Source organism: Arthrobacter sp. 7Tela_A1, assembly GCF_049311065.1.
Lineage (GTDB): Bacteria > Actinomycetota > Actinomycetes > Actinomycetales > Micrococcaceae > Arthrobacter_B.
This window is the reverse complement of record NZ_JAXIOO010000023.1, coordinates 40,195-60,181: the sequence shown is the minus strand read 5'-3', so window position 1 is coordinate 60,181 and position 19,987 is coordinate 40,195. Positions and strand designations below refer to the sequence as shown.

The following is a 19,987-nucleotide window of genomic DNA, read 5'->3' as shown; positions in this document are numbered from 1 at the left end:
AACCCCGCCCGCCCTAGGAACGCAAGGAACATCTGAATCGGACAATGGAGCATGTCCGGGCGGGAGAGCTCCGAACGAGTCAACGGGGAGATGGCGCTGCTGTCAGAGGTCGGCCCCTAAATGTATGTCTTTACCGGCTACAGGATGGCAACCCGACCGGCCCGGGGTGCCTGGTGCCTCCCCGAGCCGGTCTGCGCATTACGTGCGTGCGGTAATAAGGTTGTCTAGGGCGCCCAACTGATCGATCTCGCATTTGATCCGATCACCAGGATTGAGAAATGCATTATCGTCCCCCATTCCCAGAGCAACTCCATGAGGTGTTCCAGTCCAGATGACGTCACCCGGATGCAATGTGATTCCAGCGGACAGGTACTCGATAAGGAAGGCAACGTCGAAAATCATGTGCTGGGTGTTGGAGGATTGCCTGACTTCACCGTTTACGGAACTCACGAGAGACAGGTTCTGCGGGTCGGAAACGTCCTCCGCTGTAGTAATCCACGGGCCGAGTGGCCCAAAACCATCCATGCCTTTAGCCCTGTCGTATTGGCCGTCCCGCTGTTGGCAATCGCGGGCGGAGACGTCGTTGCCCACTAGATAGCCAGCTACGTGCTTGAGCGCGTCCTCCCGCCGGACTCTACTGGCAGTTCTCCCGATCAGGACGACGAGCTCAACCTCATAGTCGAGTTTGTTCGTGAGTTGCAGATCCAAGGGAATGACGTCATTTGCCCCAGTGAATGAACCAATGAGTTTGGTGAACATCATCGGTTGGTCTGGAACCTCCGAACCCGTCTCTTGGGCGTGGAGGGCATAGTTTCTCCCGATAGCGAGCGAATTCATGGGACTGACGATGGGGCAGAGGAAGCGTTCGACGACGGCCTCCTGAGCGTTAGTCACCCCGGCGCGTACCGCAGCGATTTCATCTAAGCACTCGACCAGTTCGCGGCTGTTTTGAGGTGTAATTCCATGCGGGGAGAGTCGAATCCATTCTCCGTTTTCTCCTTCGACAACGTACTCTTCCTTACCTGAGATTTCAGCGCGGGCAATTTTCATTTTGTAACCTTTCGGACTGAACGGAAAATCTTTGGGGTGTCCCAAAACGTGATGCGTCTCTGGAGCCACGAGACCAAGGAGAACAAAGCAAGGCCCAGGAAGCTCAGGCAAATAATCAGAGCAAATACGCGATCCAGTGCGAGACGGGATGCCGCAACCCGAATTTGTTCACCGAAACCCATGCCCCCGCCAATGAACTCTGCGGCAACCGCGCCGGTCACTGCCGATACAACGGCCACCTTCAGACCAGCAAAAATAAACGGGAGCGCACGTCTCATCTTGAGTTTCCAAAATACATCCCAAGGACGCGCTTTCATGGAGCGGAAGAGTTTGAGTTCATCGTCCGAGGTTGCGGCAAGTCCGGAGGCCGTGCCAATTATTATGGGAAACAGCGACATGAATGCCGCCATGAGAAACTTGGATGTGAGTCCAAACCCAAACCAGGCAATAAACACGGGAGCGAAGGCAATTTTTGGTGTGGCCTCTAGGAGGACGAATAGGGGCATGATCGCCCTATGGCCGAAGTTCGTCTGGCCAATCCATAGCCCAACAACAAACCCGACGATGGATGCGATGGTGAAACCTAATAGGATCTCCTGAACAGTGATGAGCAATTGCTCGGAGAGCATCCCGCCAGTAAACAGTTGCCGGAGAACGAACCACAGTTCTTCGGCGACCATCAGCGGGGATGGCAAAATAATCGTTGAGACCGCACCGAGGGTCGTCGCCAACTGCCAAGCGGTCAGAACTGTAACGACGACTATCGTGACGGCAACGGGCTGGGGCAGGCTGTTGAAGAAGCGGCTTATCCGCCGTACGGGCCCTGTTATCTTGGCCTTCGTCCGCCCGGACCTCCAGCTTTGTGGATAGGACCCGGCGATTCGATCCCTAACGGTCATCATTGTCGTGTCCTCGGTTCAATGCTTCGCGGACCCGCCCGACGTATTGGGCGAATTTTGGTTCGCTCAGCGTCTGCATAGTTCGAGGACGTGGCAGATCTATTTCGATGACTTCTTCGATCCTCCCCGGACGTGCCGACATGGCGAAGACCTGGTCCGAGAGAAAGACGGATTCAGGAATAGAATGGGTCACGAGAACGACGGTGGCGCTGCGGCTGAGTGCAATACGTTGCAATTCAATATCCATGCGTTCCCTGGTCAATTCATCTAACGCACCGAACGGCTCGTCTAGGAGCAGCACTTCCGGTTCCGTAATGAGCATGCGGCAAATGGCGGCACGCTGGGCCATGCCCCCAGAGAGTTCGTGTGGGTAGGAATTGTGAAACCCCTTTAGCCCCACGGTGTCGAGTAGCTCAATAGCCTTTCCTCGACTGGCTCTTGCGGCCTTGGAGCCGTCACGTAAAGCGATAGGCAGCAAGATGTTCTCAACAGTGGTCCACCAAGGAAGGAGGGTTGCTTTCTGAAACATGATTCCCACCTCATCTGGAGGCTCGGTGAATTGGCTGCCACCAAGTGTTACCGTGCCGGAACTGGGTATTAGCAACCCCGCCAACATGTTCAACAGAGTGGATTTTCCGCATCCGCTTGGGCCGATCAGCGATGTGATTGAACCCTTCTCCAGTTCTAGATTGATATTGCTTAGTGCCTGCACCCCCGCTTCAGGAAAAATATGGCTGACGGCGTTTATTCGGTAGCTGACTGTCGTCTCTTGGGTGTTCGTAGTGCCCGCCATCAGCTGCTATACCCCTCAACGAATTCATTTGTGTACATATCCTCGGGGTCAATCTGTCCCTCAGAAATCTCGCCTCGGTCAACGTGATCCTGAACGACTCGTTCCCAGTAGTCTGGATTAAAGCGTCCAAACTCGTCGCCATCGGGAGATGTGATCGTTTTCTTAGTCGCTTCGAAGAGCGCTTTGGCATATGCCGGGTCTTCAACTTCCTGTGGTTGGTACTTTTCGCAAATCTCAAGCACCTCGTCAAAATTCGCCAGGCCGTATTCCCGGCCTTGGTTGTATGCCCTTCCGTACGCTTGCACGGCCTCTGGGTTCGAATCCAGGTATTCAGCGGTTACTGCAAGCGCATTACCGAACAGATGCTTTGCTGCTGTCCCAGTCAAATCGGTCAGGGGAATGCCCGAGTGCTCGATAGTCGCCATGCCATCCATGGAAGCGGCGTAAGCGTGGATATCGCCCCGCGAGAAGCCGGCAACAGCTTGTCCTCCCTCACCGACGACCAGCACGTTGTATTCACCTTCCTCTACACCCGCTGCTTGCATGATGGCTTTCATAAAGCTCACCTCGTTGCCATCGGCTGTGGCCACGCCTATGGTCTTGCCTCTGAGGTCCGCTGCGTCTTTTAGTCCATCGTCCTCTGGGGATACAAGTACGAATGAGCCTCCCGGGTTTGTGTTAGCTACGAAGACGATGTCTTCCCCCCGCGCCTTGGCATTGAGGGCCGGTACAGCGCCGGGATTCCCGATCTGTGCCTGATTGGCAAGCATTACCTGGAGTACTGCAGCAGATCCGTTCAAGCCTTGAATGGTGACGTCTAGCCCGTTGTCTGCGTAAAAACCCTTCTCTGCCGCTACATAGGTCGGAAAACCGAAGACGCAACTGCTGTTGGCCAGCGCTACCGTCACGGACATGCTGTCGGTATCGGTGGAGGCCGCTTCCCCGGCCGGAGAATCTGAACAGCCGGCGATGCAGAGGATGCTCAGTATCGCGACACCCAGTGATGTTTTGTGCTTCATGGTGACTCCTTTGTCGATCCTGATGCTCAAACAGCCTAATGGTTATAACCATTAGGCTGTAAGCTAGCTCACGTGGTGGGGTTGGTCAACGGGTGGCCACTCGCCGCATGCGAACGTAGGAGATGAAATGAAGACGAACACAGTCCCGCTCGAAATGGGGTCCAAATCCTCGGAGGTGGCCGCACACGTCGAGTCGGAGATCCGACGCAGGAACCTGGCCCCCGGCGACAGGATCTGCACCAAAGATGAACTTCGTGAATCACTCGGTGTCGCGAGGGCTACGGTGAATGAGGGCGTCCGGATCTTGCATGACCGAGGATGTGTGTTTCTCCGGCCGGGTCCGGGCGGAGGCCTGTTTGTCGCCCCGCCAGATTCGGCCGTCCAGCTGGGTCGTTTCCTATTGGCAGTGGGCCTGGAAGCAGACTCTGTGACCGATGCTATTGCTCTTCGTGATTTCTTAGAGACTATGGTCCTGCAGGAAGCCGTGGTTCATAGACGAGCTGAGGATGTGGCTGATCTTCGGAGTAAATTGTCGAAAATAGCGAGTAGCAAATCAGATCCTCGCCTATTCGTCTCTGGTATCTGGGATCTCCATGTTCGAATCGCAGAAATTAGTCCAAATCTTCTTCTCCGGTCGACATACTTGGGGCTTATGGACTTTATATCTCGTCGCGTGGTTGAAATATTTCGCACAGAAGGAGCAGCCGACGAGTCCTACTATGAGCATAGAATCCGGGTGCATGCCGAGCTGGTGGATGTTATTGAGGCCGGAGAGCTAGAGAGCGTTGCTGACGCAATTCGTAGGCACCAGCCTGACAGTGCGGGCGCCTGATCGTCCGAGGGGGAAGTCAATAAACCGGTTAGAGGAACGCACCCTGGCAGTCTTCTGTGGCATCTGTCCAGATCTCCACGAGGCCAAGTGTGGAACGCTCTCCCTGGTGCTCGTAGGCTTTGGCAGTGGTCGACTGGTCGTCGGTTGGTGGGCGAGCGTCACGCTATAGGCGGCTGTCATGAAGGCGTTGGAAGATGTCATCGGTGGGCGGTTAGCCCGTAGACCACATCGAGCCACCATGTCCGCATAGGTGGCTTTTGTGGGATCGGTGTCGTTCGCTGCACCTTCGTACTCGAGCACGATCCAGTCGGACTGGTAGCCGTCCTGGCCAAGGCCCTGTGCGAAGGCTGCAGGCTCGTCCTTGTTGGCGAACTTGTAGACAGTCAGTTCGTCGGCCATAACCGCAGATTTTCACGGAACCGTCTCCCCACACTTTTCCTCAGTAACGCTCCTGGGGTTGGTAGCCGGAGTTTCCGGGTAGTGCTGCAAGCCCTCGATCACCTCATCCGGAGTGAGGGTTGCCCGCGAGTCGCATCCGGACAGCGGTATGACTGCGGCGGTCAGCAGACGCACGTCCCCCACTGCCGTCCCCCGCCGGAGCATATTTCCAAATGCCATTGCTCAACTTCAACTGTGAGGCAGGCAAGCCGAATGTCCAGGCCACGGCAGAGCCTGTGAATCCCCAACTCTATGGCGTCATTCTGATTTCCGAGGGTAATCCTATGCGGAGCCTATTTAGGCTGCGAATACATCAACACAAGAACACACACCGCCGAGAAACCAGCCTGCGCCAGCAGCAACACCCCTGGCACATACCCCAGGAACAGCCCGAGCAGGAGCGGAACCAGCGCCAGCAGGGTCGTGTCGAAACCGCGGACCATCGAGCCGGCCTGGGCGCTGGGCATCGGACCGAACGGCGTGTCCTTGGGCGGAAGGCTCCAGTCGGGCTGGGGCCGATAGGCGCCCCGCACCGCCGACGCACCAAACCCCACGCCGGCCAGCGCACCCAGGGCGATCAGCGACGGCTCACCTGCGCCGAGCAGCACCAGCACCGCACACAACACGGCAGTCCACAGCGCCAGCGCAGCGGCAGGCAGCGCCATCCGGCTCAGCTTCACGACGGACACCGACAGCGGCAGCAGCATGTCCAGGCCCGGCATGATTGCCGTCCGCCGGGCCACCGCACCCAGCGCCGGAACCGCCGCAAACACAGCCACAGCGATCATCCCCAGCTGCACCAGCGGAGGCTGGGCACCGCCGGCCAGCAACACAACCACGAGCACCGCCAGCACCAGCACCGGACGCACCCACAGGCCGCGGGTCCGCAGGAACGCCGCGGTATCCGCACGCAGCAGAGCACCAAACGGAGTGCGCCCGCCCCGCGCATACCAGCGCGCCGCACGAGGGGAGGCAACGCCGTCGGGCTCTGCCGAAAGCGCCCTGCCGATCTCATTGAGATCCATCAGGTACACCGCGGCGCCGGTGTGCCCGGACACCGCGCCGCCGCGGATCAGCTCCCGGCCCGGGATCCGATCCAGCCGGGAGAATACGAGCAGGCCGAGGGCAACGGTGACACCCAGGCCTCCGACCGCCAGCGCCCATGACCCCGCGGCGACCCGCACCGTGACCAGACTCAGTAGCACCAGCACCAGCACCAACAGGCCGGGAAGCATGCCGCGGCGCCGCTCAGCCGCCGCCTGCAGAGCCGGCCGGGCCTGCTGCAAACCCGCAAGCAGCACGGCACAAACCGCACCCGCCCCAAACGTCGCAGCCGCCAGGACCTGTCCCCGAACACTGGTCTCCAGGTCCATCACAAACCCGAACGGCAGATACAGCAGGGACGTGCCCGCCCACACCTGCAGCAGGCGCCGGACCAGCCGTCCCGCCACCATCGGCCGCCGCTCCAGCGGCAGCCCCAGCCACCAGTACCCTTCGGGTCCGCTGACCGCCGCGGGGCCCAGCTTCCGGGCGATCACCATCACCGCAGCCAGGGCCGCGAACACCAGCACAGCCGCTGCCGCGCCGTCGGGCAGGGAGAACGACGGCGGCGCCACCAGGGTGCGCCCGGAACCGACGTTCCATGCCTGGGCGACCTGCTCGCGCAGGGCCAGGACGAGCCCCACAGCCAGGGCTGCGATAGTTCCGAGCGCCAGCACGGCGGTGTAGACGTCGACGAAAGCATCCCGGAACCGGGTCCGGCCGCGGGAAAACGCCCGCGAGGCCTGCCGGGTGTAGCGGATCGGGTCGAACGGGGGAGGTGCCTGGACGGTGTCGGTGGTCATGGGTCAGCGTCCGGCGATTTCCGCGGCGGCGCGTTCGGGCGCGATCTCCCGGACGTCGTCGTCAATCAGCAGGCACCGCTGCGCGGTGGCCAGCAGCAGCGCCGGATCGTGCGTGACCAGCAGGACCGTCCCGCCGTCGTCGGCATAGGACTGGATGCGTTCTCCCACAAGTTCGCTCATGGCGGGGTCCAGGCGCTGCTCCGGTTCGTCGAGGATCAGCAGCGACGACGGGCGGATCAGGGCCGAGGCGAGCAGCAGCCGGCGGCGCTGGCCGGAGGAGACGGAGGCGGGAACGGCGTCGGCCCTCTCCTGCAGGGCGAAGAAGTCCAGTTCGGCGTCGACGGCGGCGTCCGGGTCCGGGACCGAATGGCCGCGGGCGACCAGCTGCAGGTGCTCGCGCAGGGAGAGGGAGGGGAAGAATGCGTCCTCGTCGAACAGCGCGGCGACCTGCCGGCGGAACGGAATCGCGTCCTCGTTGACCGGCAGCCCGTGGACCCGGACCTCGCCGTCGAGCATCTGCTGCTTCCCGGCGATGGTGCGCGCGGCCGTGGACTTCCCGGCGCCGTTGAAGCCAACGACGCCGAGGATCTCGCCTGAGTCGGCGCGTGCCGTGATCGGACCGCAGACCGGCATGCCGCCGTAGCCTACGGACAGGTTGGAAATATCGAGCACGGCCCCCGGGAAAGTCATGGGTTCAATTTAGCGGAGCTGTTGACTGCCTCCAGCAAGCTGGATGAGTACGCCTACGGTTCGAGACGCGGTCAGAGACCCTGCGGCAGATGGGCGGCATCAACCGGAAATGGCCACCGCCCGGTGGCCCGTTGGTAATCGATGGCCCGCAGCGTAGGGGCGGAGGTGTTCCGAGCTGCCAAGACCCTGCGGACGGCACCTCATTACTGGCGCGGTGCCGCACAGGCGTTCCGGTAAATCAGGAGGCGCAATCTCCCCTGCTGGGTTACCTGCGAACCCCCACCATCAACGGCAAGCAGAGCCGCGTCAGCCACTCATCGTCGCTCGGCAGTTCGAATGCCCGCCCATAGGCCGGTTCGACCGCGAAATCATCCTCCCGCAAGCGGTCGCCGAAAGACACATAGGACTTCTCTACGTCGCGCTGGCTGCTCATCCAGGCAATACTTCGAAGCCCGAAGTGTGGGCGGCTTTGGCCCACATGTTTGTCTTGCCATAGCTGCTGGCCGGAGTCCGGGCATGTCCTCGCCGGAAACTTCGATCGTCCTGAATCCTGTCCCCATGAACGATGCCCCGCGCAGTAGCTGCTGCGCCGTCAACCGGCCCGCCACCTTGTTCTGGTAGTCACTGCGCAGCAGTGTCCGCCACCAGCAGGAATGTCATGCAGCCGGGTCTCCGAAGAACGCACAGCGGGTTGGTGACCCGAAGCGTCCCCCAGTAGGTCTGCTGGGGCTGTTGGTGAACAGGTGCTGCACGTGCGCACCTTCGTCCAGTTTGTGTGTGGCTGGAGGACTGGTGTCCGGCGCGCGTGGGATGGAGGGACAGGGGGCTCGCTTGCGCAGTTGCCGAGATTTCCTATGTTACGGTGTGACGTCGGAAATGTTTGAGGGGCGGGCTGCTCGCTGACCAATCCGAGGTATTGCTCCTAGAACTCCCGTGGTGAGCCGACAATGTCATTCATTCGTGCCACAGTCCTCCGAATGGCTTACTTTTTGACGGTCCAGGCACCAGACTAAGTCGCGCCGGTTGCTAGGCTCAGCACCTATATAAACGCAAATAGGGAACGGAAGCCGCGTGGCTGACAACGAAGTGCAGTACGAGTTCAAGACGGTGCGGGCAATCCGAGGCGCTGAAGCCAGGACAACGGCGAAATGGGAGAAGGAAGGCTGGGAACCCGTCTCTCAAGACAAGGGGACATTGCGGTCCGAGATCACATTCCGGCGCCCAGTGCGAAAGCTGCCGCTGAGCTTTAAGGCTATGGCAGATGGTGCCGTTGTCCTCCTGCGAAAGCTGCCACTGCGCGTTCAAGTTGTGGCAGGTGGTTTCGTTGTCCTCCTAATCGCCCTCGCTATCACAGTCGGTGTGATCCAAGAGGGAGACGGCGATGCTGTCGCGAGTCCGGCCCAGTCACCAAGCAGTTCAAGCGAACCGGCGCCCGAGCCTTCCATGCCGGCGCAAGTGGCGCCAAGCGAGCAAGCATCCGAAAAACCTGAGGCCGTTGAACCAGAGGATGAAATACTCACCGTTGAAAACAGCAGTGAGCTAGCGGCTCTGCTAGCTGAAGGCGACTACTGCAGCGATTCAATTGCTGGCTTTGCCGCCCAATATCAGGGGAAGACCATCGCGTTCGACGGAAGTATCGGCGCGATGAACCCTCATGGCGGCTACAAGACGCGGTATGACATCTTGATTGGTGCCGGAGACTTTAGCGAGACAAGCGCATCTGGGCCGAACTTCCAGTTCAGGGATGTCAACACCACCTCCGACCTGCACTTCCCGGACAGCGACCTTCCCGACACCATCGGCGTGCGCGACAACCTCCGGATTACGGCGCAAGTTGGAAAATACGAAGACAATTCCTGCCTGTTTCTTCTGGAGCCCGTCGAGACCGAGTTCCGGTAGAGGAAGGCAGATCATGCGCGGTTGACTGCTCAGAACTCCTTATGGGAGGACCCGTGCGCAGGTGGAACTCGCCATCTTCGATCTGACTCGCGACCGTCCGGCAGACTAATCCCTCCGCTGGTGACCGTTTTCGAGGTTCAGTCCACGGGCGGAAGATGGATGGCATCAATTGGCATGGGCCAGCGGCCCGTAGCCCGGTGGAAATCAATGGCCTGCATCATGGGCGCCACATTGAAGGCATTAACGTTCAGGCTGTATTTGACGCCATTGGCGAATCTGACCCACAGAAACGGCTGTCCTTTCATCCGCTGCATCCGGTAGTCGACAATGTCGCTGTAGGGGAGCACCTGCTCCGGCCCAAAGATCTTCCGGAAAGCCAGCTCATATTGGCGCGGTGCCACATAGACCTTCCGGTAGATCCAGAGGAACATCAACCCGCCAGCAAAGATGGCCACGGAACTGATGACCATCCCAATCTCCGGGTCTTCAATGGAAAGGGCCGCCAGACCCATCAGGAGCCCGACGGCGATGAAGAGCCATCCGACTCCCGGCACCACCTTGGGCGGGCGGATCCGTTCCGGATGGTCCTTGGAGCGGTTGGGGTGTTTACGCGCCCACCACGAAATAAGGGCGATAAACACGGTCACGCCGGTCGTGATCGCGATCTGCAAGATCGTCGCCGTTGACATGCTTCCCCCATGACCTTTGCCCACAGCGTGTTCCCCGCTGATCCTGCTTGGAAATCTACCTCAGCGGGACGCTCCCGGTCCGCGCGACTGCGCCCGGCGAAGTTTGTGCTGGGACGGTTTGACTTTCCCGAACGGGAATACGCTGGATAAACGGCATTGGAACCGGATCAAGCGAGGCAGCCATGGCAGGGAAATTCGAGGTCTATCAGGACAAAGCCGGCGGATTCAGGTTCCGCCTGAAGGCAGGCAACGGAGAGGTCATCGCGTCCTCCGAAAGCTACAAATCGAAGGCGTCGGCGCTCAAGGGAGTAGAGTCCGTCCGCTCCAACGCCAATGCGAAAATCACCGATCTGACCTGACGGCCCGACGCCGCAGCCCAGCGAAGTGATGGATGGTTCCCGCTGCCTGGCCCTCGTCGTCGCGCACCCCGACGACGACGCGTACGGGCTCGCCGGAACCGTGGCCCTGCACGAGCACGATCCCGGCTTCCGGTTCGTCCTGGTCCACGCGACCGACGGCGGCGCCGGACTGATCGATCCCGCCTACCCGCCGGTCAGCCAAGACCTCGGCAGTATCCGCCGCCGGGAGATGGACGCTGCGTGGATCGCGCACGGCCGGCCGCCGGACCGGCACGAATGGCTGGACTACGACGACGGCGGCGTGAACCAAGTGCCGTTTGCCGAGCTGGTGGAACGCATCGGCGGAATCCTGGCGCAGGAACGGCCCGACGTCGTCGCCACCTTTGGTCCGGAAGGACTCACCGCGCATCCCGACCACATTGCGGTGGGAGCCGCCACCGACGCCGCATTTACCCGGCTGCGTGCCGACGGCGGTCCGGGCCTGCAGCGGCTGCTGCACGGCTGTGTCCGCCACTCCACCTGGGAGCGCTGGAACAGCGGCCGGATCCGCCGCGGCCTGAAGCCGTGGGAAGCGGGCCGGATGTATGACGTGAACCCCGTTCCGGACGAAGAGATTGGCATCGAGGTGGATGTCAGGAGCGTCGCGGACCGGATAGTGGCGGGGCTGCTGCAGCACCGGACGCAGCGCCACGTGATCTCGCCGGGCGTGCCGCCGGACGCGGAGGAGGACGCCCGCTGGAACCGCATGGTGGGCGTCGAACCACTGGTGCAGGCCTGGCCGCCCAGGCAGCCGGGAGCTCCCGTGCTGGGCGACGTGTTCGAAGGGCTGGGCTGACTGCGCGGGGCGCTGAAGAACGGCTGCGGGACCGCCTAGTCCTGGGCTGCCCTTTCCCGAAGCAGGGCAATGAGGCTGCTGTCCTCGACGTCATACGGATCTTTCGGCAGGTCCAGATCATGCTGAAGGTTGGCCAGATACTGAAAGAACCTCTGGTCGTTTCCTGACCGCTTCCAATCGGCCGCAACCAGTTCCAGCAATTCATTGATCCGGTCGGCAGGACGGGGAGTCAGAGTCGAGTAATCGTTAAGGCTGTCCTCATGCATCCCCGAAGCCTAAAGGATTCGGGCTGCTACTGGTCTACCGCCCGTGCACCGGCCTCGCGTTAGCCGGCGGTTCGCCGACCTCCTCAATGGAGTGCCCGGTGCACTCCATCGCAGTGACGCTCGCCCGCTCGATGCTGGAGACGGTGAACCACCGGATCCCGTTCCGCAGCCTGCACCATCCCACCAGGAACCACCGGCCGCTGGTGGAGGCAAAGAGGATGGGTTCGACGTCGCGCGTTGTCACCGCGCCGTCCTTTGCGGTGTAGCGGATGCGGACCACCCGCTGGTCCGCCATCGCTTCTTCCAGTGCGGACCGGACCGCGCGGGAGGACGCGGGCGGGGCGTTGACCCACACGCGGGATGCCAGCTCATCGGCCCGGGCACGGGTGCGCGGGTCCAGGACGTCCAGGATTTTGCGGACGCCGGCGGAGGCTAGATCAGCGTAGGGAGCGTCCGACGCCGCGGAGACAGCGGCCATCAGGGCCACCGCCTGCGCGGGGGAGAGGGTGACGGGAGGCAGGGAGCCGCCGCTCGCCAGGCCGTATCCGCCGCCGGGCCCGGGGCGGGACCAGATAGGTGCGCCGCTGTTCTCCAGAGCATCGAGGTCCCGTTTCACGGTCCGCACGGAGACGCTGAACTCCCTGGCTAGGTTCTCGGCCGAGCAGCCCCGGTTACCGCTGCGGCGCAGCATCTCGGACAGGGCCACGAGCCGCTCGGTCCGCCTCACGCGGGCACTCCAAAATTCATGACATAAATAGTGACATACACCTGCCCATGCGAGGGGAGAAGGTTGGAACATGAACACTACGAAGAGCCCCATCGTCCTGATCGCAGGCCACTGGCTGGGAGCCTGGGCCTGGGATGAAGTCCTGGAACACCTTGACCAGACCAACGCCGTCGCGCTCACTCTCCCCGGGCTGGATCCGGAGGATCCCGCCCGCACAACACGGACCCTCGAGGAACAGGCAGCGGCAATTGCCGACGTCGTTACCGGCCTGGACGGGCCGGTCACCCTCGTGGCGCACAGCGGCGCCAACTTCCCCGTCAGCCTGGTCCTGGACCAGCACCCCGAACTCATCCACCGAATGGTGTGGGTCGACTCCGGGCCTGTAGGGCCGGGAAGTGTCTTCCTGCCCGGTTTCCCGGAGGACGCGGCTGAGCTGCCGCTGCCGGCCTTCGATGAGTTGGGACAGCAGGCGAGCCTGGAGGGCCTGAGCGAAGAGATCCTTGAACGGTTCCGTACCCGGGCCGTCCCGGAGCCCGGTTCCGTGCTGCGTGAACCGATCGAACTGACCAACGATGGCCGCCGCAACGTCCCCACCACACTGGTGTGCTGCTCGATTCCGGGTGCGCAGATGCTGGAACTGGCCCAGTCGGGGCATCCGATGTTCGCCGAAACCGCGGAGCTCACGGACGTGGAAGTTCTCGACCTCCCCACCGGCCACTGGCCGATGTGGAGCCGGCCGGGTGACTTGGCGGACGTCATTGCGGCTGCTGCCAGCTGAGGCGGCCCGGGTCAGCTCCCCGGCGCCGCAGGACCGGTGGGCCAGCGGAGCAGGGCAGCAACATCGATGCCGTGGGGGAGGACGCCGTCGGGCACCAGCAGCAGGCTGGCGTCGGTCAGGGCAGCCGCTCGGATCAAACCTGCCGGCGCGGGAACGGCACCCAGGACCTCAGCACCGAGGGACTGCTCAGGGGCGCTGGCCACCCAGGGTTCGGCTCCGAGGGCCAGCACATGGTGGTCCGCCAGCGCTGTGTCATTGAGGATCAGGAGTTCCACCTGGGCCTGCTGCAGGGCAGTCAGCACCCCTCCTAAACCGGTGACGGACTCCGGGTTGGCCTGTCCCTGCTGCTGAGCCAGCCGATCCATGATCTGTTCCTGCTCTGCAGCCCACAGCAGGGCAATGCGCTCCTGGACTTTGTCCTCGAAAGCCCTGCGGCCGGCCCCGGCCACCGGCATATGGGAATCGATCATGCTGACCAGCGGCTTGTGGGCTTCGGTGAGCTGGTCCCGTACCAGTCCACGCGCCCGGACGTCGCCGGCAAGCACGATCAGCCTGGCTCCGCTGCTGTCCACGACCCGGTCGATCTGCTCCGCGACCTGGTCCGCGTTGCGCTTCCAGACCTGCTCGGTCTGCCGCTGGAACTTGTCCTGTGACCAGCCGCCGGCAGGCAACTTGGTGATGTCTTCCTTCTCGCCCTCCACATCCTCGACGGAGGACTCTTCACGGCCGACGAAGAGCAGGCGGATCTCCGCGTCCTCCCGCGAGACTTCCGCAACAATGTAGGGCAGTTCCTCGGGGCGGTGCTTGAGCAGCGGCAGCAGATCGGGAATCGGATCCACCGAGACCCGCTCCGGCAGTACCAGCTCTCCGGGCAGGAGTTCGTTTAACGCCACAGTGCCCTGCTGGACGAGGAGGTAGCGGGAGACGGGGGAAGGAAGCCCCTCAGCAGGAAGCACCGCGGTTTCAGCGGCTTCCTGGTCCTCCGGTGGTGCACCCTGTTGAGCCAGCGCCCTCCTGACGTCGACCGGACGGACCTCTGCGGCTTCCAGGCTGTCCACATTCCCTGCGGAAGCGTCGATGTAGGCGACGCACCAGGGGCCGCTGCGCCGGTACAGGTCAGCAAATTCGTGGAGTTTACGGGTCATGACGATCTCCTTCCGCAAGGCCTGCGGCCTCACAGCGAATCAATCCCTGCTTCACGCTAGCACCGGCGTCGGCGGCATTTATAGGTGTCGCGGAGCTGCAGCCCACCTTGCCGCGGACTCTCTCCGGGCGTGCTTGGCTGCCCCGGATCTGCCTAGGCCCTGATGCTGCCGGAAACGCGGGCCGGCACCCGGGGTCGATCCCCGAACGCCGGCCCGCCGCCGTCGTCGTTCCAGTGAATCTAGACCTTTACCTTTGCCGCGAACTGCCGGCCCGGCGCGGTCCGGGCATGCGTTCCGTAGATCATCAGGCCCACGAAGGTCAGGCCGCCCACCAGGTTGCCGAGCACTGTGGGGATCTCATTCCAGATCAGGTAGTCCATCAGAGTGAATTCGCCGCCGAGCATCAGGCCCACCGGGAACAGGAACATGTTCACCACAGAGTGCTCAAAGCCCATGTAGAAGAAGAGCATGATCGGCATCCACATGGCGATCACCTTGCCGGGCAGGCTGTCGGACATCATTGCGCCGACGACGCCGGTGGACACCATCCAGTTGCACAGCACCCCGCGCACAAACAGGGTGAGCATCCCGGCCGCGCCGTGCTCCGCGTAGCCCACGGTCCGGCCCTCGCCGAGGTGCCCGATTGCCTGGCCCACCTCGCTCACCCCGGAGGAGAAGCCGTAGGTCCACACAATCGCCATCAGCACGGCGGTGGTCAGTGCGCCGGCGAAGTTGCCGAGGAACACCAGCCCCCAGTTCCGCAGCATCGAATTCCAGGTAACGCCCGGCCGCTTGTCCAGCCACGCCAGCGGCACCAGCGTGAACACCCCGGTCAGCAGGTCAAAGCCCATCAGGTAGAGCATGCAGAAACCCACAGGGAACAGAATCGCACCCAGCAACGGCGACCCGGTCTGCGTGCTGACCGTGACGGCGAAAGCCGCGGCCAGGGCCAGGATGGCGCCGGCCATATAGCTGCGGATCAGGGTGTCCCGGGTGGAGAGCATCACCTTGGAGTGTCCGGCGTCGATCATCCGGACCGCGAAATCCTTGGGAATCACATAGCTCATCGCGGGCCCCCTACCACTGGTACTTCAGGAACTTGCCGTCGATGATCACGCGCACGCGGTCACCGTCCGGATCCTCGCGGCGGGTCAGCTCCACGTTGCAGTTGATCGCGCTCATGATGCCGTCGCCGAACTCCTCGTGGATGGCTTCCTTCAGCGCCGGCCCGTAGACCGCGAGCAGCTCGTAGAACCGGTAGATGGTGGGATCGTCCTTCAGCGAGTCCCCGGCAATCCGGTACGGCTGTTCCTGCAGCGCCAGCACCGTCTCCTCATCCAGGTCCAGCAGCTCGCCCGCCTTCTCCGCCAGTTCCGCGGGCACCGGATGCGAGCCCAGGAGCGCTGCGATGGTCCACAGCAGCGGCCGGTCCAACTGCTCTGCAAGCTGCGCCCAGGATGAATCCGAACGGGCGACGGCGGTGCGCACCTTGAGTGTTGCCTGGTCTCGGGTGGTGTTCCAGTTCGTCATTTCTGCCTCCTCGTAAATGGCCTGCAGGCACTTGCCCTGAACTCAAAGTAGGAGTGCCCGGAAGAGGCGCGTCAGGCTTTTTGCGCAGCACATCCAGCAAAAAACGCAGCCAGCACGGCCTTTTACCTGCCTGAAACAACCAGGCAACGGAACTGCCTTTCAGGGTTCCTAGGGTGTTGAACTGGGGGCCGTGTGAGAGCCGAGGGAAAGGGCAGGAAATGGATCTGCTGGCGCAGGTGGTCCGCGAAGCACCCGTACCGCTGTGGGTCATTGATTCACACGGTCTCGTGGCGCTCGCCAACCGTGAAGCGATCCGGTTCCTCGGCTACCGGGGAGACGACGACGTCGTTGGCGGTCCCAGCCATGACCTCCTGCACTGCCGCCGCCCGGACGGAACCCCGTATCCCGAACACGAGTGTCCGATTGTCGGATCCGCAGGATCGGAACCGGCCACCGAATGCTTCATCACCCGGGCAGGGGATACGCGCCCGGTCCGCTGGTCCACGCGCAGCATCTCAGACGGCCACGCCACCCTGCTGAGTTTCAGCCCCGAACCGCGCGCCGAGGCACAAATAGTGCGGGAGCTGCGCCGCCGGGGCTCCGGGGCGCGCACCTCGCCGGCACAGGCCCGCGCAGAACTGCGCGAGTCGCTGTGCCGCACCATCAGCACCCGCTTTACTGACCCGCAGTTCACGACGGCGGAGCTTGCCGCCGCGGCGCATCTCTCGGTGCGCTCCGTCCAGGCGCTGTTCGCTGAAACCGGAACGTCCCCGGCAGCAGAAATCCGGCGGGTCCGGCTCGAGCACGCCCGTGAGCTCCTGGCGCGGGGCCATGCCGTGCAGACAGCGTGCCTTGCTTCCGGGTTCCTGGACCCCGGCACGTTCGCCCGGGCGTTCCGGCAGCGGTTCGGCTGCGCACCGAGCCAGGTGCCGGCGTCGTTGTCCGCATGAACGGCCGGACGCTATTCGAGGCGTTCCCCCGCCATGTGTGATTGGGTAGCCCGATGGATAACTACGTCAGCTCCGGCACCTTCTGGTTCACCCTCGCCCTGATTAACGCAGGCCTGGCGGAACAGAAGAACCGCTCACGCTGGAACTGGTTCCTCATCTCAATCCTGCTGGGCCCGATCGCGACCCTGCTCATCGTCGTCTGGCGGGCACCGGAACCGGTGCCGCCGTCCATGACGCACCGCGGAGGCTGGCAGGAGCCGGCACCTGAACAGCCCCGGTAACACAATCGGTTGACCGTGCCGACTGTCACCGACCGAAGGCAGCGCCAGTGTCAGCGTCGGCGGTGTCTTCAACCGGGCAGGAAATCGTTCCCAGAAGCCTCAGGGCAGTGTCACTTGGAGAGAATGGTTCCGCGCGGTAGACGATCAGCTGCTGGCCCGGGGCGCTCCGGACATCGAAAGAGGTGAATTCGAGCGTGAGTGATCCGACCTCCGGATGCAGGAATGTCTTGGCCTCATGCGTTTTTCCGCGTACGTTGTGGCTGGCCCAGAGTGCGTCAAAATGCACGCTGCCGGCGCTGAGTTCCTCGACGAGCGCGAGGGCGGCATGATCGTTGGCGTCGTAGCCCAGGGCCAGCCGAAGGTTCGCGACGCACGCCTCCGCAGCACGATGCCAATCGGCGAAGAACGACGGCCCGGCTGGATCCAGAAAGGTCATCCGGGCGAGGTTGTCCGCGTTGGTGAACCCGCGGTAGAGAGCGGCAGCCAGCGGGTTCCGCGCCAGAATATCCAAGCGGTGGTTGAACAGGAACGCCGGGGTCTCGGACCATGAGTCCATGAGGGCGAGCAGGGACGGATCGACGTGCTCCCTGACCGCGACGGGAACGGTGCCAGGGGCGACGCCGGCCAGTCGGAACAAATGCTCGCGGGCATCGTGGTTCAGGTTAAGCGCCCGGCAAAGGGCATCAAGAACCGACGCCGAGGGGTGGAGTTCCCGTCCTTGTTCGAGCCGGGCATAGTAATCCACGCTCACTCCGGCCAGCATTGCAACCTCTTCGCGCCGGAGGCCTGGTACCCGGCGAACTCCGCTCCAGCGAATGTTCGCAGCCTCCGGAGAGATGGCAGCCCGGCGGGCAGACAAAAACGGCCCGCGGCCTGTGGAAGTCATGCCCATATTCTGCCCGACACTCCTTGGGCCAGGCAGGCCGTAATGCACCCTGGCTGACGAGCGGCGCCTCTGCAGGCGGTTCGTGACTGGGCGCTTCAGCCGGACGGCCGGTTGAAACAGGTTGAGTTTAGCCGGGGTGCGGCAGGGCCTGTTTGTACCTCAAACCGTCATGAATGATGTTGAAGCGGTTTTATCCATAATCGCCGCCAGATTCCAGACGATATCCCAGGAGATACCCATGACCGAACGATCAATGCACCCCTACGTGGGAATGTGGAAAACAGCGGATTCCCACGTGCGCCATGAGCTGCTGGCCAACGGGCGCTATGTCGAGGCCCGCGGGACACGGGAGGCAGCGTACACCGGAAGCTACACCGTCACCGGAAACCACATCGACTATCTCGATGACACCGGTTTCACCGCTGATGGAGAATTCGTGGACGGCATTTTTTACCACGCCGGCATGACCCTGTACCGGTCCTCGTAGACGATCCGTACAGGTGAACCATGCTCAACTGCCCGTGCTGCTCTGACTGAATGGAAAAAGAAACCTTGCATATTGGAACCGCCTCAGCCACGGACGGGAAGGCCCTCGCCCGGCTGGACGCCTCAGCGTGGGCGCCGGAAGTCCAAGTCTTTCCGCCCAACGATGCTGATGCTCCGTTCTTCGACAACCGCCGCGGTCCCGAGGATGTCATCGTTGCAGTCGACGGTGATTCCATTGCCGGTTACGCGCATCTGGCCCGCCACATTCCCATTCCCAAGAACGATCATGTGCTGCACCTGAACGCCCTGGTGGTTGGCCCCGGCCAACGGGGCCGGGGTATCAGCCACCAACTCCTTGATGCCGCCGTTGATGAAGCGCGACGGCGCGGAGCACGTAAGCTCGGGCTCCGCGCACTGTCAACCAACACGGTTGCCGTTGAGCTTTACCGCCAACACGGCTTCGCTGTGGAAGGGCAGCTCCGGCAGGAGTTCCTTCAGCCGGACGGCAGCTGGGCCGACGACGTTTGGATGGCCCTCTTCCTTGACTAAGCGATGGTCTGCGAACCGCAAGCTTAAGAGCCTGGCCGGCTCCCGCCGTCGTACCGTGCCCGCATTTCCGGACCCGCCGCTGGCCCGGCCGTAAACACAAACCGGGTATCCTCCACACCCAGTCCGCTCCCGGGATCGATGACGGCAGGTTCCACTTCCTGGCCCGTCTCCGAGTCGACCAGGATCATTGCCCGCTGTTCCGGGAGGAGCTGCGCGTTGCGCCATGCTGCCATGGCCACGAGTACGGGGCGCAGCGACCGTCCGAAGTCCGTCAGCACATACTCGTGGCGGATGGGCTTGTCCTGGTACGGGCGTTTGTTGAGGACGCCGTTGTCCACCAGCGTCTTGAGGCGTGCGGTCAGCATGCTTGAGGAGAGCCCGATGTTGGCCTGGAACTCGTCGAACCGGGTGTACCCGTCGAAGCAGTCGTGCAGGATCAGGATGGTCCACCACTCGCCCACGTAGGACATGGCCGTGGACAGTGGGCATTCCCGGTCTTCCATGCGCACGCGTGCCGGCATCGGTTCTCCTTTTCCAGGCGGGCCGCTCGACGTTCGGTCCACTTACTGCTAACTTAGCACCCACTACTTACTTCTAAAGTAGAAGCTACCGAAGATGGACGGAAAAGAGCAGAACCATGAGTCAAACGCCTACGGAGTACGACGCCGCTGCCCTCCCCTCCGCGGTCACCGCATACCTTGATGCGCGTGACGCCAAGCGGCACGCTGATGCCTCCGCACTGTTTACTCCGGATGCGGTGGTGGTCGACGACGGATCCACCTACCAAGGCGCCGACGCGATCAGCAGCTGGATAGCAAACACCTCCACGGAGTTCGAGTACACCGTCACGCGCATTGGTCAGGTCGTGGAAGGTTCACGCGCGGAGGTGCTGGTTCGCCTGGACGGCAACTTCCCCGGAGGCACCGTAGTGCTGTGGAACCGCTTCGACCTCGCCGACGGTGCAATCCGTGCCCTGACCATCGAGCCCTGAGGGCGGGAACAGGCTGGCCTGCGTGGGTCCCGACGGACCGCCCGTGTCTGG

The 19,987-nt window shown here is 62.6% G+C and carries 25 protein-coding genes; 10 read left to right on the top strand and 15 right to left on the bottom strand.

Translation table 11 applies throughout. From position 1 onward, the window contains the following. Positions 1-198: 198 nt before the first annotated feature. Genes TVB01_RS11075 through TVB01_RS11060 form a run of 4 tightly spaced genes read right to left on the bottom strand, consistent with a single transcriptional unit; the run spans position 199 to position 3,761 of the window. Positions 199-1,050 (bottom strand): fumarylacetoacetate hydrolase family protein, encoded by an 852-nt coding sequence (locus TVB01_RS11075; protein ID WP_422455957.1) that lies wholly within the window; start codon positions 1,048-1,050, stop codon positions 199-201. Continuing rightward, positions 1,047-1,952, bottom strand: a complete 906-nt coding sequence (locus TVB01_RS11070) for an ABC transporter permease (protein ID WP_422455956.1) — start codon at positions 1,950-1,952, stop codon at positions 1,047-1,049. Before TVB01_RS11070 ends, TVB01_RS11075 begins: the two co-directional genes overlap by 4 nt. Beyond that, on the bottom strand, positions 1,939-2,742 hold the full coding sequence (locus tag TVB01_RS11065) for an ABC transporter ATP-binding protein (protein WP_422455955.1): 804 nt from the start codon (positions 2,740-2,742) through the stop codon (positions 1,939-1,941). Before TVB01_RS11065 ends, TVB01_RS11070 begins: the two co-directional genes overlap by 14 nt. Further along, positions 2,742-3,761 carry an ABC transporter substrate-binding protein gene (locus tag TVB01_RS11060; RefSeq protein WP_422455954.1) on the bottom strand — a complete coding sequence of 340 codons (1,020 nt, stop codon included), beginning with the start codon at positions 3,759-3,761 and terminating at the stop codon, positions 2,742-2,744. The genes TVB01_RS11065 and TVB01_RS11060 overlap by 1 nt, the downstream gene beginning before the upstream one ends. 127 nt (positions 3,762-3,888) lie before the next feature. On the opposite strand from TVB01_RS11060, the gene TVB01_RS11055 reads away from it, so the two are divergent. Further along, positions 3,889-4,593, top strand: a complete 705-nt coding sequence (locus tag TVB01_RS11055; RefSeq protein WP_422455953.1) for a FadR/GntR family transcriptional regulator — start codon at positions 3,889-3,891, stop codon at positions 4,591-4,593. A gap of 731 nt (positions 4,594-5,324) precedes the next feature. Here the strand turns inward: TVB01_RS11055 and TVB01_RS11050 are convergent. The 3 genes from TVB01_RS11050 to TVB01_RS11040 all read right to left on the bottom strand — a co-directional run bounded on the left by TVB01_RS11050 (position 5,325) and on the right by TVB01_RS11040 (position 7,998). Further along, positions 5,325-6,875, bottom strand: a complete 1,551-nt coding sequence (locus tag TVB01_RS11050; protein WP_422455952.1) for a DUF6297 family protein — start codon at positions 6,873-6,875, stop codon at positions 5,325-5,327. Positions 6,876-6,878: 3 nt separating this feature from the next. Next, a complete protein-coding gene (locus TVB01_RS11045; RefSeq protein WP_422455951.1) occupies positions 6,879-7,565 on the bottom strand; it encodes an ABC transporter ATP-binding protein in 687 nt (228 codons plus the stop codon). 265 nt (positions 7,566-7,830) lie between these two features. Beyond that, entirely contained in the window at positions 7,831-7,998 is a 168-nt protein-coding gene (locus TVB01_RS11040; protein WP_191745536.1) for a hypothetical protein, read from the bottom strand. Positions 7,999-8,636: 638 nt separating this feature from the next. On the opposite strand from TVB01_RS11040, the gene TVB01_RS11035 reads away from it, so the two are divergent. Next, positions 8,637-9,464, top strand: coding sequence for a DUF4839 domain-containing protein (locus tag TVB01_RS11035; protein WP_422455950.1), 828 nt, complete (start codon positions 8,637-8,639; stop codon positions 9,462-9,464). 137 nt (positions 9,465-9,601) lie between these two features. Here TVB01_RS11035 and TVB01_RS11030 read toward each other — a convergent pair whose 3' ends face one another. Then, complete coding sequence (locus tag TVB01_RS11030) at positions 9,602-10,153, bottom strand: hypothetical protein (protein WP_422455949.1); 552 nt, start codon at positions 10,151-10,153, stop codon at positions 9,602-9,604. A gap of 182 nt (positions 10,154-10,335) precedes the next feature. Between TVB01_RS11030 and TVB01_RS11025 the strand changes: the two genes are divergently transcribed. After that, on the top strand, positions 10,336-10,512 hold the full coding sequence (locus TVB01_RS11025) for a YegP family protein (RefSeq protein WP_091601164.1): 177 nt from the start codon (positions 10,336-10,338) through the stop codon (positions 10,510-10,512). Positions 10,513-10,540: 28 nt separating this feature from the next. Next, positions 10,541-11,347: a PIG-L deacetylase family protein gene (locus TVB01_RS11020; RefSeq protein ID WP_422455959.1), complete on the top strand. Its 807-nt coding sequence runs from the start codon at positions 10,541-10,543 to the stop codon at positions 11,345-11,347. Between the two features lie 35 nt (positions 11,348-11,382). On the opposite strand, the gene TVB01_RS11015 is transcribed toward TVB01_RS11020, so the two are convergent. Both TVB01_RS11015 and TVB01_RS11010 read right to left on the bottom strand, forming a co-directional pair. Beyond that, entirely contained in the window at positions 11,383-11,613 is a 231-nt protein-coding gene (locus TVB01_RS11015; protein WP_152225513.1) for a DUF1040 family protein, read from the bottom strand. A 34-nt stretch (positions 11,614-11,647) separates the two neighbouring features. After that, complete coding sequence (locus tag TVB01_RS11010; protein ID WP_422455948.1) at positions 11,648-12,340, bottom strand: helix-turn-helix transcriptional regulator; 693 nt, start codon at positions 12,338-12,340, stop codon at positions 11,648-11,650. Positions 12,341-12,410: 70 nt separating this feature from the next. Here TVB01_RS11010 and TVB01_RS11005 point away from each other — a divergent pair, with 70 nt between their 5' ends. Further along, positions 12,411-13,118 carry an alpha/beta fold hydrolase gene (locus TVB01_RS11005; RefSeq protein WP_422455947.1) on the top strand — a complete coding sequence of 236 codons (708 nt, stop codon included), beginning with the start codon at positions 12,411-12,413 and terminating at the stop codon, positions 13,116-13,118. A gap of 11 nt (positions 13,119-13,129) precedes the next feature. On the opposite strand, the gene TVB01_RS11000 is transcribed toward TVB01_RS11005, so the two are convergent. From TVB01_RS11000 to cynS, 3 genes are all read right to left on the bottom strand, one after another. Next, positions 13,130-14,263 carry a Vms1/Ankzf1 family peptidyl-tRNA hydrolase gene (locus TVB01_RS11000; protein ID WP_422455946.1) on the bottom strand — a complete coding sequence of 378 codons (1,134 nt, stop codon included), beginning with the start codon at positions 14,261-14,263 and terminating at the stop codon, positions 13,130-13,132. 239 nt (positions 14,264-14,502) lie between these two features. After that, positions 14,503-15,330, bottom strand: a complete 828-nt coding sequence (locus TVB01_RS10995; RefSeq protein WP_422455945.1) for a formate/nitrite transporter family protein — start codon at positions 15,328-15,330, stop codon at positions 14,503-14,505. 10 nt (positions 15,331-15,340) lie between these two features. Further along, on the bottom strand, positions 15,341-15,793 hold the full coding sequence (gene cynS / locus TVB01_RS10990) for a cyanase (protein WP_387011997.1): 453 nt from the start codon (positions 15,791-15,793) through the stop codon (positions 15,341-15,343). A 218-nt stretch (positions 15,794-16,011) separates the two neighbouring features. On the opposite strand from cynS, the gene TVB01_RS10985 reads away from it, so the two are divergent. Together TVB01_RS10985 and TVB01_RS10980 are read left to right on the top strand one after the other, a co-directional pair. Continuing rightward, positions 16,012-16,743, top strand: a complete 732-nt coding sequence (locus TVB01_RS10985) for a helix-turn-helix domain-containing protein (RefSeq protein ID WP_422455944.1) — start codon at positions 16,012-16,014, stop codon at positions 16,741-16,743. A 53-nt stretch (positions 16,744-16,796) separates the two neighbouring features. Beyond that, a complete protein-coding gene (locus TVB01_RS10980) occupies positions 16,797-17,024 on the top strand; it encodes a hypothetical protein (protein ID WP_152225526.1) in 228 nt (75 codons plus the stop codon). Between the two features lie 25 nt (positions 17,025-17,049). Here TVB01_RS10980 and TVB01_RS10975 read toward each other — a convergent pair whose 3' ends face one another. Continuing rightward, positions 17,050-17,910, bottom strand: a complete 861-nt coding sequence (locus TVB01_RS10975; protein WP_422455943.1) for a helix-turn-helix domain-containing protein — start codon at positions 17,908-17,910, stop codon at positions 17,050-17,052. A 238-nt stretch (positions 17,911-18,148) separates the two neighbouring features. On the opposite strand from TVB01_RS10975, the gene TVB01_RS10970 reads away from it, so the two are divergent. Then, positions 18,149-18,397, top strand: a complete 249-nt coding sequence (locus TVB01_RS10970) for an Atu4866 domain-containing protein (RefSeq protein ID WP_211372324.1) — start codon at positions 18,149-18,151, stop codon at positions 18,395-18,397. Positions 18,398-18,447: 50 nt separating this feature from the next. Next, positions 18,448-18,945, top strand: coding sequence for a GNAT family N-acetyltransferase (locus TVB01_RS10965; protein ID WP_422455942.1), 498 nt, complete (start codon positions 18,448-18,450; stop codon positions 18,943-18,945). A 23-nt stretch (positions 18,946-18,968) separates the two neighbouring features. Here TVB01_RS10965 and TVB01_RS10960 read toward each other — a convergent pair whose 3' ends face one another. Further along, on the bottom strand, positions 18,969-19,466 hold the full coding sequence (locus TVB01_RS10960) for a winged helix-turn-helix transcriptional regulator (RefSeq protein WP_422455940.1): 498 nt from the start codon (positions 19,464-19,466) through the stop codon (positions 18,969-18,971). Positions 19,467-19,582: 116 nt separating this feature from the next. Between TVB01_RS10960 and TVB01_RS10955 the strand changes: the two genes are divergently transcribed. Beyond that, entirely contained in the window at positions 19,583-19,936 is a 354-nt protein-coding gene (locus TVB01_RS10955) for a nuclear transport factor 2 family protein (RefSeq protein ID WP_422455939.1), read from the top strand. Positions 19,937-19,987: the final 51 nt, after the last annotated feature.

Coding starts and splice junctions, on each gene's coding strand:
- TVB01_RS11075 (WP_422455957.1), bottom strand. CDS start 1,050: ATGAAAATTGCCCGCGCTGAAATCTCAGGTAAGGAAGAGTACGTTGTC.
- TVB01_RS11070 (WP_422455956.1), bottom strand. CDS start 1,952: ATGATGACCGTTAGGGATCGAATCGCCGGGTCCTATCCACAAAGCTGG.
- TVB01_RS11065 (WP_422455955.1), bottom strand. CDS start 2,742: ATGGCGGGCACTACGAACACCCAAGAGACGACAGTCAGCTACCGAATA.
- TVB01_RS11060 (WP_422455954.1), bottom strand. CDS start 3,761: ATGAAGCACAAAACATCACTGGGTGTCGCGATACTGAGCATCCTCTGC.
- TVB01_RS11055 (WP_422455953.1), top strand. CDS start 3,889: ATGAAGACGAACACAGTCCCGCTCGAAATGGGGTCCAAATCCTCGGAG.
- TVB01_RS11050 (WP_422455952.1), bottom strand. CDS start 6,875: ATGACCACCGACACCGTCCAGGCACCTCCCCCGTTCGACCCGATCCGC.
- TVB01_RS11045 (WP_422455951.1), bottom strand. CDS start 7,565: ATGACTTTCCCGGGGGCCGTGCTCGATATTTCCAACCTGTCCGTAGGC.
- TVB01_RS11040 (WP_191745536.1), bottom strand. CDS start 7,998: ATGAGCAGCCAGCGCGACGTAGAGAAGTCCTATGTGTCTTTCGGCGAC.
- TVB01_RS11030 (WP_422455949.1), bottom strand. CDS start 10,153: ATGTCAACGGCGACGATCTTGCAGATCGCGATCACGACCGGCGTGACC.
- TVB01_RS11025 (WP_091601164.1), top strand. CDS start 10,336: ATGGCAGGGAAATTCGAGGTCTATCAGGACAAAGCCGGCGGATTCAGG.
- TVB01_RS11020 (WP_422455959.1), top strand. CDS start 10,541: ATGGATGGTTCCCGCTGCCTGGCCCTCGTCGTCGCGCACCCCGACGAC.
- TVB01_RS11015 (WP_152225513.1), bottom strand. CDS start 11,613: ATGCATGAGGACAGCCTTAACGATTACTCGACTCTGACTCCCCGTCCT.
- TVB01_RS11005 (WP_422455947.1), top strand. CDS start 12,411: ATGAACACTACGAAGAGCCCCATCGTCCTGATCGCAGGCCACTGGCTG.
- TVB01_RS11000 (WP_422455946.1), bottom strand. CDS start 14,263: ATGACCCGTAAACTCCACGAATTTGCTGACCTGTACCGGCGCAGCGGC.
- TVB01_RS10995 (WP_422455945.1), bottom strand. CDS start 15,330: ATGAGCTATGTGATTCCCAAGGATTTCGCGGTCCGGATGATCGACGCC.
- cynS (WP_387011997.1), bottom strand. CDS start 15,793: ATGACGAACTGGAACACCACCCGAGACCAGGCAACACTCAAGGTGCGC.
- TVB01_RS10985 (WP_422455944.1), top strand. CDS start 16,012: ATGGATCTGCTGGCGCAGGTGGTCCGCGAAGCACCCGTACCGCTGTGG.
- TVB01_RS10980 (WP_152225526.1), top strand. CDS start 16,797: ATGGATAACTACGTCAGCTCCGGCACCTTCTGGTTCACCCTCGCCCTG.
- TVB01_RS10975 (WP_422455943.1), bottom strand. CDS start 17,910: ATGACTTCCACAGGCCGCGGGCCGTTTTTGTCTGCCCGCCGGGCTGCC.
- TVB01_RS10970 (WP_211372324.1), top strand. CDS start 18,149: ATGACCGAACGATCAATGCACCCCTACGTGGGAATGTGGAAAACAGCG.
- TVB01_RS10965 (WP_422455942.1), top strand. CDS start 18,448: ATGGAAAAAGAAACCTTGCATATTGGAACCGCCTCAGCCACGGACGGG.
- TVB01_RS10960 (WP_422455940.1), bottom strand. CDS start 19,466: ATGCCGGCACGCGTGCGCATGGAAGACCGGGAATGCCCACTGTCCACG.
- TVB01_RS10955 (WP_422455939.1), top strand. CDS start 19,583: ATGAGTCAAACGCCTACGGAGTACGACGCCGCTGCCCTCCCCTCCGCG.